The sequence below is a fragment of the bacterium genome (assembly GCA_024226335.1).
In the GTDB taxonomy this organism is placed as follows: domain Bacteria; phylum Myxococcota_A; class UBA9160; order SZUA-336; family SZUA-336; genus JAAELY01.
On record JAAELY010000231.1, the window covers coordinates 1 to 572 of the forward strand.

A 572-nucleotide genomic window follows, 5' to 3' on the forward strand; every position below is an offset into this window, starting at 1 on the left:
CGAGACGATCGTGCGGCAACGCGCGGAGCTCCTGTTGGCTCGCGCATGGATTCACTTGCGTCACCTCTTCCTCCTCGAGCCTGTCCCCGAGCTTCTGGAGCAGGCCGAATCGCTGCTCGGTGATCAGCCCGTTAACGAGGCTTTGCAGGGTGAACTCGCGCTGTGTCGTGGATACATGTCGTGGCAAGTGGGTGAAGGCGCCGCAAGCCTGCAACACGTGGACCTGGTTCTGCAGAAGAACTCTGTTGCGCACGTCGAGTCCTTTGCTTGGATCGCCGACATGACCTTCGCGGCGTCGAGTCAGATGGTCGGGCAGAGGGAGCGGGCGATTCGCTTTCTGGACCAGCAGCTCGCGCGAACTGACCCGGTGCATCAGGTGCGGAGAAGAAACCGTCTGCTCTGGACTCAGGTCTACATCCACCTGGTGGAGGCCGATCTGCCGGCTGCCGAGCTCGCTCAGCACCGGCTTCGCGAAGCTGTCGAGCGCTCCGGGTTGCCGTATGAGTGCGCGTGGTCCGACTACATGCGTGGGGTTATTCACTTGAACCGCTGCGAGTGGGAAGCCGCGGTAG

1 protein-coding gene is annotated in these 572 nt (G+C 62.4%); it reads left to right on the forward strand.

Annotated features, from left to right (window positions below; translation table 11 throughout):
* Nucleotides 1–34: 34 nt before the first annotated feature.
* On the forward strand, nucleotides 35–572 hold a 538-nt coding region (locus GY725_11185; GenBank protein MCP4004749.1), incomplete at its 3' end, for a hypothetical protein.